Source organism: Bradyrhizobium canariense (genome assembly GCF_018130465.1).
In the GTDB taxonomy this organism is placed as follows: Bacteria; Pseudomonadota; Alphaproteobacteria; order Rhizobiales; family Xanthobacteraceae; genus Bradyrhizobium; species Bradyrhizobium canariense_C.
In genome coordinates this window covers 85,112-95,627 of the sequence record NZ_JAFCKJ010000020.1, presented here as the reverse complement: position 1 = coordinate 95,627, position 10,516 = coordinate 85,112, and the positions used below count along the sequence as shown (strand labels likewise).

Here is a 10,516-nt window from a genome sequence, read left to right as displayed (position 1 = left end):
TCGCACCCGAACGCTGCCGCGTCCACCGCAAGCCCGGCTCGCGAACATGACGACCACAAGATCGCCCCTCAAGGATGGGCCGGGATGGGCGACACATACGCCATTTCCGAATTTCGGTAAAGCGGAATCTTTTTGTGCGTATGGATTGACAGAAGGGCGACGCAGAGTGGACGCAGGGGAACCCGTTGCCGGAAAGCAACAAAAAGGGGCGGTGCAAAGCACCGCCCCTTTGGCGAAATCCGGCGGGCTTCCCGCAGATCGGGCCGATGACGACCCCGGATCGCGGCCTGTCCAGCCTATGGCGACAACGGTCGCCTAGTATGGCTGGTAATAGCCGCGCTGACCGTAGTAAGGACCGCCGCCGTAATAACCTTGCCCGCCGTAGTAAGGACGCTGGCCACCATAGTAATAGTGGTCCTCGTAGTACTCTTGACGCCTGCTCTCTGCGATCGCGCCGCCGATCAGACCTGCCGCCACGCCCATGAAGGCGAGGCCTGCAGCGTTCGGACCTCGTCGATAATAGCGGTGGCGGCGCGCGGCGCTGAAATCGGTGGCACTGGACGCGGCCGGACCCGCGGCAACAGCCTCGTCAGCCTTGTCAGCCTTGGCCGGAAGCGTGGACGAGGTCGCAGCTGAAGGGGCAGTAGAGGCCGTCACCAATACCAGGCTTGCGAACGCGGCCAGCGCAAGTTTGCGGCCGGCTGCGGAAATCATCGGTCCATCACTCATCTTGACCTTCCTCTGTTCTCGCCTCTGTTCTCGTCCAAAGCGACATAAGCAAACGAGACATAATGCGCAAACCACTGAAATGGTTTCGTGATCGCGGCAATCTGCCACGCTTTGAACGATTGTAAACTGAACGACCGGATCCAGCTTGAACCATCCAACATGAGCGGATAATGAACAGACGCACCGTTTTTCGGTCGCCGTAAGCGTTTTACGTGAACCAACGCATCAACCGACGCCGTCGGGATCGATGCCATTTTCAGGTTCAACGTGACTGACGCGTCCTATTCCAAAGAGAACTCAGATGATTGCGGTTCGCAAACTGCCGGCGCGCTATGCGCCGATCGTGATGCCATTCGTGCTGTCCATCCTCATGACGGCCGTGGTGTCGGTCATTTCCACGCTCCGAAGCCTCGGCGCAACGCCGGCGTTTCTCGCGACCTGGCCGGGCGCCTGGGCGCTGTCATGGCTCGTCGCCTTTCCGACGCTGCTGATGGTGCTGCCACTGGTCCGCCGGATCGTGGCTTGCGTCGTCGCTGCTCCCTCGCAACCAGGCCGATAGAAGGCGTGGACGGCGGCGCATGACGCCCGCCGTCCCGCTTCCGCGTGACCTTACGACAGCGCCCCCAGCACGCCGCGCGTCGCCTTGTCGATCTCCTCGACATAGCGGCGGCGGGCGAAGGTCTCGGTGAGGAAGCCGACCACCTTGCGGCTGTCGGTGGAATCGACCACCGCCAGCATCTCGGCTTCCGCTTCGTCGAACACCGCCATCGCCGACTTCACGTTCATTTCCGGGATCAGCACGATCTCGGTCAGGCGGGCGAGCTCGATCACCTGGATTTCGTCGGCGATGCTGTCGAGATCGCCCGAGAACAGGTCCGGCAGCAGGACGAGCCCGACATATTCGTCCGCATTGTTGACGATGACGATCCCGGGTCGCGATCCCAGCACGAATTCGCGGCGAACCGCGGCGATGGTCGTGGTCGACGGCACCTTGCCGACATCGGAGCGCATCAGCCGCTCGACGGTGAGGTTGCGCAGCCAGCCGACGTCGTTGGCGCTGCGGATGGTCTCGCCGCGCAGATGCAGGCGCCAGGTCGAGAAGGAGTGTCCGAACATGAAGCGGACGCAGATCGAGGTGACGATGCAGCCGGCGAGCACCACGGCGGTGACGTCGACGTTGCGGGTCATCTCGAGCACGAGGAACGACATGGTCAAGGGACCGCCGACGATGGCGACGCCGAGCGTCGCCATGCCGGTCAGCATCGCGACCAACGGGTCGATCACGAAATTCGGGCTGATCAGCAGCAGCACCGCGGAAAAGAACTTGCCGATCAGACTGCCGACGAACAGCGAGGCGAAGAACAGTCCGCCGCGGAAGCCCGAGGCGAGCGAGACCAGGCAGGCCGTCACCTTCAGGGCGATGATCAGCGCAATCAGGCCGATCGTCATGTCGTGAAAGAGATCGAGCACCATGGCGCCGTGGCCGGCCGCCAGCACCTGCGGCGTGAGAATCGCAAAGCCGCCGACGATGAGCCCGCCGATCACCGGGCGCAGCCAGACCGGCAGCCATTTGAACAGGCGCTCGAACATCGATGACGAGCGCATCACAGCGATGCCGACGCCGCTGGTGATGAGCGCGAGCCCGATCAGCGCCAGATATTGCTCGACGCCGACCGAGCTGACTTTCGGTATTTCGAGAGAGTACGGTGCGCCGCCGAGCCATTGCGCGGTCAGGGCGCCGGCCAGCGAGGCCGCCAGGATCGGGGCGGCGCTGCCGACCGAATAGACGCCGACAATCAGCTCGCAGGCGTAGAAGGCCCCGGTGATCGGTGCACCGAACGCCGCCGCGATCGCAGCGGCAGCGCCGCAGCCGACGATCAGGCGCAGATCGTTGCGACGCAGATTGAAGAACTTGCCGAACAGCGAGGCGATACCCGACCCGATCTGGGTATAGCCGGCCTCGAGGCCGACCGACGCGCCGCAGCCGTTCGAGATCAGCGTCTGGCTCGACACCACCACGCTGTCGCGCATCGACAGATTGCCGCCACGCAGGGCGTTCGCCTCGATCGGATCGACCGCGCTGGAGATCTTCAGCCGCCGCCGCCACCACTCCATGATACCGAGCACCAACCCGCCCAGCGCGGGCGCGATCAATGCGGCCCAGGGACTGACGCGGGTATTGGCGGACAGGCGGACGTCGATGGGAATGCCGTAGATCACCATATGGGCAATCTGCGCAATCTCGGCCATCAGCGTCACGATGGCGCCGGCAAGCGTGCCGATCACCAGCGCCAGCGGGATCAGATAGAATTCGTTGCTGCGCAGCAGCGCCCGCAGCCGAACCATGACACGGTTCGTCCCCTTGCGATCGGTGAGATGTCTGATCCGCACGAACACCTTCTGCCCGCCCTACCCTTCCGACATGCCGTAACCGGACATGCGCTGGCGGACCTGCTCGATCTCGGCGCTCGAAAGCAGCGGCGGGTCTCCGATCTGGAGACAGCCGTGATATTGCCGCGCCAGCGTCTCGACCTCGACGGCGAGCCACATCGCCTTGTCCAGCGACTTGCCGACCGCGATCATGCCGTGATGGTCGAGCAGGCAGGCAAGTCGGCCCTCCAGCGCCCGCACTGCATGCTTGGACAGCTCCATTGTTCCGAAGGTGGCATAGGGCGCGCAGCGGATGCTGTCGCCGCCGGCGGCTGCGATCATGTAGTGCACAGGCGGGATCTCCATGCCCATGATCGCCAGGATGGTGCAATAGGTCGGATGGGCGTGGACGACGGCGTTGACGTCGGGCCGGGCCTTCAGGATGTCGAGGTGGAAGCGCCACTCGCTGGACGGCTTCTGAGTGGGCGCATGCGAGCCGTCCATCGCCATGAACACGATCTGGTCCGGCGTCATGACGTCATAGGGCACGCTGGTCGGCGTGATCAGAAGCCCGTCCACATGTCGGACGCTGATATTGCCCGAGGTGCCCTGGTTGATGCCGAGCGCATTCATGCGGCGGCAGGCGCCGATGATGGCCTGTCTCTTGTCGAGCTCGTCCGCTGTCATCGACATCTCGATTTCCTGACGATGGGCGCCTGTCAAAGGGGGAGTACGTCAAAGCAATGTGGCAGCGCAAGAGAAAGCAGGCCGGATCGCGCGCGATCCTGCCAGTCGCCTCATGGCATCATGAAATAAACATGAAAATCAACGCATTAACAGATTGTCGCAGCCCTACGGCAAGCTTGCCCGGACCGCCACGATCCCGTTGATCACGAACTGCACCGAATAGGCGGCGAGCAGCATGCGAGCACGCGCGAAAGGACGGCGTTGCCGGTGCGCCCAAGGGTCCGCGCGATCAGGTTGGCGGAGGCAAAGCAGACCATGCAGATGAGGCAGACGCAGAGCACGACCGCGATGATGATCGCGAGCCTCGCCCCGTAACCGGCATCGCCCGAAAGGAGCAGCGTGGTCGCGATCGCACCGGGACCGGCCATCATCGGGATCGCCAGCGGGAACACCGCGACGTCGAAGGCATGCTCCGAGGTTGCCTTGTCGGCCTCGCGGGCCTCGCGATGCGGACGGTCGCCGAAGATCATCTGGTAGGACACGCCGAACAGCAGCAGCCCGCCGGCGATCTGGAAGGCGGGGATGCCGATCCCGAGCTGGCGCAGGAGCCAGTTTCCGATCAGGGCGATCACCACCAGGATCGACGCCGCAATCAGCGGCGCGCGCAGCGCGATGGTGCGTTTGGTCTTGTCGGGCATGCCTCCGGTCGCGGCGAGGAAAGCCGGCGCAAGGCCCACGGGATCGATCACGAGCAACAGCGTCACGAAGGCCGACAGGGTGAAGTCGATCATGTCTCGGTGAGCTCCGTGGACGCAGGGACGATGGCTGGCGGACTGACTTAGCCGGGCAGAACCGCTTTGAAAATCACCGGAGATCCACAATGAGCGACAGTGGAATTGGAATGTTGCCGGGCCACCTCTCGGCCGACCTGCCCTGGCTCTGGTTCATCGGAGCCTTCCTGCTCGGTGCGGTCCTCGTACATGGCGTGGCGAGCGCAGATCGCAGTTTGGAACTTTCGTTCTCCGAAAGGTTTTGATCGCTTGAGGATTGCGGAAGGCGATGCCTTCCCGTGTCACCTCAAGAGGAGGATGTATGGCCAAACGAGCAAAGAAACGCGCAACCAAGAAGACCGCGGCGCGGCGCCCGCGTCAGGCGCCGAAGATGTTGAGCGATCTGTTCCTGGATACGCTCAAGGATATCTATTTCGCCGAGAACAAGATCATCAAGACCTTGCCCAAGATGGCCAAGGCTGCCCACTCGAAGGAGCTTGCGGCGGCTTTCAACAAGCATCTGCGCGAGACGCAGGGCCAGGTCAAACGGCTGGACCAGATCTTCAAGATGCTGGGCAAGCCTGCCCGCGGCAAGCCTTGCGAAGCGATCAACGGCATCACCGACGAAGGGGCCGAGATCATGAAGGAGTTCAAGAACGCTCCTGCGCTCGACGCCGGCCTGCTCGCAGCCGCGCAGGCGGTCGAGCACTACGAAATCTCCCGCTACGGCACGTTGCGCACCTGGGCCGAGGAGCTCGGCATGCAGGACGCCGCAAGGCTGCTCCAGGCGACACTGGACGAGGAAGAGGCGACCGATCACGCACTGACCGAGCTCGCCACCTCCGTGATCAACCTCGAGGCGGAAGAGGAATACCGCCAAGCGGCCTGAGCCGCACATCGCATGACAACGGAGCGCCGCGGCCCGGAAGGCCGCGGCGCTTGTCTTTTCGGATCGCACGATCCGCATGGCACCTCCGCGCCGCCGGGCTGGAATTCTCGGGAACCGGCCCCATATGCAGCATTCCCCACCGCCGAGCCCGCATCATGCAACCCAAAAATCCCCTCGACTGGATGCTGTCCGAAGCCCTGGACTCGCTGACCCGCGCCGAACGGCTGCGCCAGCAGTTCGGCCGCCAGGAAGCCTGCTGGGAGCCACCGATCGACGTGCTCGAAACCGAGCATGAGCTCCTGATCCTGGTCGCGCTTCCCGGCGTCAATCCCGACAATGTCGAAACGGTGATCCATGACGGTGTGCTCGTCATCTCCGGCCAGCGCACTCTTCCGCCGGAGCTTCGCAACGCCCGCATCCACCGGCTCGAGCTGCCGCAGGGCCGCTTCGAGCGCCGCATTGCATTGCCCGTTGGCCGCTACGCCATCAGCCGCTTCGTGATGGACGGCTGCGTCGCGCTGCGCCTCGCCAAATCCTGAGGTCGATCATGGCCACCGAACCAATGAACACCGCACAGACCAATCCCCAGACGAATCCCCAGGGCGATCCCGACGTGAAAATCCCCGAAGACGCGCTGATCATCATCCCCGTGCGCGAGATGGTGCTGTTCCCCGGCGCCATCGCGCCGATCGCGATCGCGCGGCCGAAGTCGGTTGCCGCCGCGCAGCAGGCGCTGCGCGAGCAGCGGCCGATCGGCATCGTCCTGCAGCGCAGCCCCGAGACCGAGGAGCCCGGGCCGGACGACCTCTACCGGGTCGCGACCATCGCCAACATCGTGCGCTACATCACCGCGCCCGACGGCACCCATCACATCGTCTGCCAGGGCGTGCAGCGCGCGCGCATCCTCGACTTCCTGCCGGGGACGCCGTTCCCGGCCGCGCGGATCCAGCAGATTCCGGAGCCGACCACGAGCTCGCCCGAGATCGAGGCGCGCGCGCTGAACCTGCAGCGCCAGGCCATCGAGGCGATCGAGCTGCTGCCGCAGGCGCCGCCCGAGCTGGTCGCGATGTTCCAGGGCACCACCGCGCCCGGCGCGCTGGCGGACCTGGCGACCTCGTTCATGGACATCAAGCCGCAGGACAAGCAGGAGGTGCTGGAGACCATCGACCTCGCTTTGCGCGTCGAGAAGGTGTCGAAGCATCTGGCCGAACGGCTGGAGGTGCTGCGCATCAGCAACGAGATCGGCCAGCAGACCCGCGCCAGCTTCGACGAGCGGCAGCGCGAGGCGATCCTGCGCGAGCAGATGGCGACCATCCAGCGCCAGCTCGGCGAAGGCGACGGCAAGGCGGCCGAGGTCGCCGAGCTGACCGCTGCCATCGCCAAGGCCAACATGCCGCCCGAGGCGGACGCGCATGCGAAGAAGGAGCTGCGGCGCTACGAGCGCATGCCGGAGGCCGCCGGCGAGGCCGGCATGGTTCGCACTTATCTGGACTGGCTGATCGAGCTGCCGTGGGCGCTGCCCGCGGAGAAGCCGATCGACATCAAGGAAGCCCGCCGCATCCTCGACGCTGATCACTTTGGCCTGGAGAAGATCAAGACCCGGATCATCGAATATCTGGCGGTGCGCAAGCTGGCGCCGCAGGGCAAGGCGCCGATCCTGTGCTTCGTCGGGCCGCCCGGCGTCGGCAAGACCTCGCTCGGCCAATCCATCGCACGCGCGATGGATCGTCCCTTCGTGCGCGTCAGCCTCGGCGGCGTGCATGACGAGGCCGAGATCCGCGGCCATCGGCGCACCTATATCGGCGCGCTGCCCGGCAACATCATCCAGGGCATCAAGAAGGCCGGCACCCGGAACTGCGTCATGATGCTGGACGAGATCGACAAGATGGGCCGCGGCGTGCAGGGCGATCCCTCCGCCGCGATGCTGGAGGTGCTCGACCCCGAGCAGAACGGGACGTTCCGGGACAATTACCTGGGCGTGCCCTTCGACCTGTCACGCGTGGTGTTCATCGCGACCGCCAACATGCTGGACCAGATCCCGGGCCCACTGCTGGACCGCATGGAGCTGATCAGCCTCGCCGGCTACACCGAGGAAGAGAAGCTGGAGATCGCGCGGCGCTATCTGGTGCGGCGGCAGCTCGAGGCCAACGGCCTGAAGCCGGAGCAAGCCGAGATCGAGCCGGAGGCGCTGAAGCTGGTGGTCAAGGGTTACACCCGCGAGGCCGGCGTGCGTAACCTCGAGCGCGAGATCGGAAAGCTGTTCCGGCATGCCGCGGTGCAGGTCGCCGAGGGCACGGCTGTAAAGGTCGTGGTGACGCCGAAGGACATCGGCACCGTGCTCGGCCAGCCGCGCTTCGAGGGCGAGATCGCGCAGCGCACCAGCATTCCAGGCGTGGCCACCGGCCTTGCCTGGACGCCGGTCGGCGGCGACATCCTGTTCATCGAGGCCTCGCGCGTATCGGGCCGGGGCGGCATGATCCTGACCGGCCAGCTCGGCGAGGTCATGCGCGAGAGCGTGCAGGCGGCACTGACGCTGGTGAAGAGCAAAGCCGTGCAGCTCGGCATCGATCCGCAGCTGTTCGAGAAGAGTGACATCCACGTTCACGTCCCGGCGGGCGCTACCCCGAAGGACGGGCCGAGCGCGGGCGTTGCGATGTTCACGGCGCTGACGTCCCTGCTCACCAATCGCACGGTGCGCAGCGACACCGCCATGACCGGCGAGATCTCGCTGCGCGGGCTGGTGCTGCCGGTCGGCGGCATCAAGGAGAAAGTGGTGGCGGCAGCAGCCGCGGGCCTGAAGCGGGTGATGCTGCCGGCGCGCAACAAGCGGGATTACGACGACATCCCGCAGAGCGCGCGGGACAAGCTCGAATTCATCTGGCTGGAGCGCGTCGACGAGGCCATCGCCGCGGCGCTCGAGCCGGCCGAGGCCAAGATCGAGGCCAAGGTCGAAGCGGCGGAGTGAATGCGATGAAGAAACTGCTGGAACGAGCAAAGCGATCGCGGAAGGCGCAGCGGCTGCGCCAGTTGCTCGATCGCGCCATCGACGGGGTTCGCGATGCGCTGGCGGCGCCAGGACCGCGGCTTCAGCCGGTCCCGGTCCGGGTGAAGCGCCGCAAGGGTTGAGCCCTCCGTCTCAAGTCCTCGCGGCAGCCCCAAACAAAAGGCCCCCTCGGTCGAGGGGGCCTTCGCGTTGTTAGCCCACTGCGTCCTTGGCAGCCTTGACCGGGCGGGCGCGGACGATCTTCCGGGCCGGCTTGGCCTTGAACATCATCTCTTCGCCCGTGAACGGGTTGGTGCCCTTGCGCGCCTTGGTCGCGGGCTTCTTGATGACCACGAACTTGGCGAAGCCCGGCACCAGGAACAGGCCGTTCTTCTTGAGCTCCTTGTGGCCGACGTCGGTCAGCGTCTCCATGACGCTCTTGACGTCACGCTTGGAAAGCTCGGTGGTGGTCGCGATCTTTTCGATCAGCTGCGATTTCGACATTTGGGTGGCCATCGTGTCTCCTCTGATTCGTTGACGGCTGCATATTAGACCAACCGGTGAAGGCCTATAGCCTTCTGCACAGTTTTGTCGGGGTTTTACGGGCTTTTTTGGCCCTCTGTGGCAAAAAACCCTGCTTTTTAGCCACTTCCGGAGCGGGAGAAGCCTCAGGCAGCGGATTTTACCTTGTTTCAAAGGCCCGCACGCAGCCTTGCTAAAGCTGATTCGATGCTTTCGACAAGCGACGACCGGCCTCTTTGTGAAAGGCCGGTCGCGATTCACCCTGGAAAATAAGGCTAGACCCGTTCGATGATGACGGCCGGGGCCATGCCGCCGGCCGCGCACATGGTGACGAGACCGCGCTTCAAGTCGCGCCGTTCGAGCTCGTCGAGCACGGTGCCGATCAGGATTGAGCCGGTGGCGCCGATGGGATGGCCGAGTGCGATCGAGCCGCCATTGACGTTGACCCTGGCGCGGTCGAGCTTGAGGTCACGGATGTATTTCTCCGCCACGACGGCAAAGGCCTCGTTGATCTCGAACAGGTCGATGTCGTCGATGGTCAGCCCCGCCTTCGCCAGCACCTTGCGCGTCGCCGGCACCGGCGCGTTCAGCATCAGCGTCGGCGAGTCCCCCATGTTCGCCATCGCAACGACGCGGGCGCGCGGCTTCAGGCCGTGCGCCTTGGCGTAAGCGGGCGAAGCCAGAAGGATCGCGGCGGCGCCGTCGACGACGCCGGACGAGTTGCCGGCGTGGTGCATGAAGTCGATCTCGAGATCGGGGTACTTCTGCAGGATGAGGCCGCGATAGGTCGTGCCCTTGTCGTCGAGCGCATGGTCGGCGACCGCGGGGAATGCGGGCTTCAATGCGCTCAGCCCTTCCATCGTGGTCTGCGGCCGCGGATATTCTTCATGGTCGAGCGCGAGGCTGCCGTCCTCGCGATGCACCGGCACGAGGCTCTTCTTGAAGTGGCCGTTCGCGATCGCAAAGGCTGCGCGCTTCTGGCTTTCGAGGCCGAGCGCGTCGACGTCCCTTCGCGTGATGCCTTCCATGGTCGCGATCGCGTCGGCGCAGACGCCCTGATGCGACTGCGGATGCCGCGCACGCAGGCGCAGATTGCCGTTGTCCATCATCATCGGACCGCCGCCGCGACGTCCTTCCATCGACATCATCTCGCAGCCGCCGGCGACGACGAGGTCCTCCGTGCCCGACATGATCGAGGCCGCGGCCATGTTGACGCTGGTGATGCCGGAGCCGCAGAAGCGGTCGAGCGTCACGGCACTCGCGCGCACGTCGTAGCCGGCGTCCAGCGCCGACATGCGGCCGAGATCGCCGCCTTGCGTTGCGACCTGCGCGCTGCAGCCCCAGACGATGTCGTCGACGTCGGCGGTGTCGATGCCGGTGCGCGTCGCGAGCGCGCGCAGCACGGTCGCTCCCAGCTGCTGCGGATGAATGCCCGAGAGCGCCCCCTTGCCGGCCTTGCCGACGCCCCGCGGTGTCCGGCAGGCATCGATGATGAGTGCGTCGGTCATTGGCGTTGTCCTCTTTTTGAATGGTTAGAGGCGTTTTGAATCAGGAGGCGAAGGGAGT

Annotated in this window: 11 protein-coding genes and 1 pseudogene; 6 read left to right on the top strand and 6 right to left on the bottom strand. The window is 65.0% G+C overall.

Annotated features, from left to right (window positions below; all coding sequences use genetic code 11):
- Positions 1 to 315 precede the first annotated feature (315 nt).
- Positions 316 to 729 (bottom strand): hypothetical protein, encoded by a 414-nt coding sequence (locus JQ591_RS34010; RefSeq protein ID WP_211400327.1) that lies wholly within the window; start codon positions 727 to 729, stop codon positions 316 to 318.
- Positions 730 to 1,030: 301 nt separating this feature from the next.
- Between JQ591_RS34010 and JQ591_RS34005 the strand changes: the two genes are divergently transcribed.
- Complete coding sequence (locus tag JQ591_RS34005; RefSeq protein WP_211400326.1) at positions 1,031 to 1,288, top strand: DUF2798 domain-containing protein; 258 nt, start codon at positions 1,031 to 1,033, stop codon at positions 1,286 to 1,288.
- Between the two features lie 50 nt (positions 1,289 to 1,338).
- On the opposite strand, the gene JQ591_RS34000 is transcribed toward JQ591_RS34005, so the two are convergent.
- The 3 genes and pseudogenes from JQ591_RS34000 to JQ591_RS33990 all read right to left on the bottom strand — a co-directional run bounded on the left by JQ591_RS34000 (position 1,339) and on the right by JQ591_RS33990 (position 4,577).
- Complete coding sequence (locus JQ591_RS34000) at positions 1,339 to 3,126, bottom strand: chloride channel protein (protein ID WP_211400325.1); 1,788 nt, start codon at positions 3,124 to 3,126, stop codon at positions 1,339 to 1,341.
- 12 nt (positions 3,127 to 3,138) lie between these two features.
- Complete coding sequence (locus JQ591_RS33995; protein WP_211400324.1) at positions 3,139 to 3,792, bottom strand: L-fuculose-phosphate aldolase; 654 nt, start codon at positions 3,790 to 3,792, stop codon at positions 3,139 to 3,141.
- Positions 3,793 to 3,951: 159 nt separating this feature from the next.
- Positions 3,952 to 4,577: pseudogene (locus JQ591_RS33990) on the bottom strand (MarC family protein).
- Positions 4,578 to 4,666: 89 nt separating this feature from the next.
- Here JQ591_RS33990 and JQ591_RS33985 point away from each other — a divergent pair.
- From JQ591_RS33985 to JQ591_RS33965, 5 genes are all read left to right on the top strand, one after another.
- Complete coding sequence (locus tag JQ591_RS33985; protein ID WP_211400323.1) at positions 4,667 to 4,822, top strand: hypothetical protein; 156 nt, start codon at positions 4,667 to 4,669, stop codon at positions 4,820 to 4,822.
- Between the two features lie 56 nt (positions 4,823 to 4,878).
- A complete protein-coding gene (locus JQ591_RS33980; RefSeq protein ID WP_211400322.1) occupies positions 4,879 to 5,445 on the top strand; it encodes a ferritin-like domain-containing protein in 567 nt (188 codons plus the stop codon).
- Between the two features lie 155 nt (positions 5,446 to 5,600).
- Positions 5,601 to 5,984, top strand: a complete 384-nt coding sequence (locus JQ591_RS33975; RefSeq protein WP_007601432.1) for an Hsp20/alpha crystallin family protein — start codon at positions 5,601 to 5,603, stop codon at positions 5,982 to 5,984.
- A gap of 8 nt (positions 5,985 to 5,992) precedes the next feature.
- Positions 5,993 to 8,410: an endopeptidase La gene (gene lon / locus JQ591_RS33970; protein WP_211400321.1), complete on the top strand. Its 2,418-nt coding sequence runs from the start codon at positions 5,993 to 5,995 to the stop codon at positions 8,408 to 8,410.
- 5 nt (positions 8,411 to 8,415) lie between these two features.
- On the top strand, positions 8,416 to 8,571 hold the full coding sequence (locus JQ591_RS33965) for a hypothetical protein (protein WP_211400320.1): 156 nt from the start codon (positions 8,416 to 8,418) through the stop codon (positions 8,569 to 8,571).
- A gap of 70 nt (positions 8,572 to 8,641) precedes the next feature.
- Here JQ591_RS33965 and JQ591_RS33960 read toward each other — a convergent pair whose 3' ends face one another.
- Positions 8,642 to 8,944 carry an HU family DNA-binding protein gene (locus JQ591_RS33960; RefSeq protein ID WP_007601427.1) on the bottom strand — a complete coding sequence of 101 codons (303 nt, stop codon included), beginning with the start codon at positions 8,942 to 8,944 and terminating at the stop codon, positions 8,642 to 8,644.
- 281 nt (positions 8,945 to 9,225) lie between these two features.
- Positions 9,226 to 10,458 carry an acetyl-CoA C-acetyltransferase gene (locus JQ591_RS33955; RefSeq protein WP_211400319.1) on the bottom strand — a complete coding sequence of 411 codons (1,233 nt, stop codon included), beginning with the start codon at positions 10,456 to 10,458 and terminating at the stop codon, positions 9,226 to 9,228.
- Between the last annotated feature and the right edge of the window lie 58 nt (positions 10,459 to 10,516).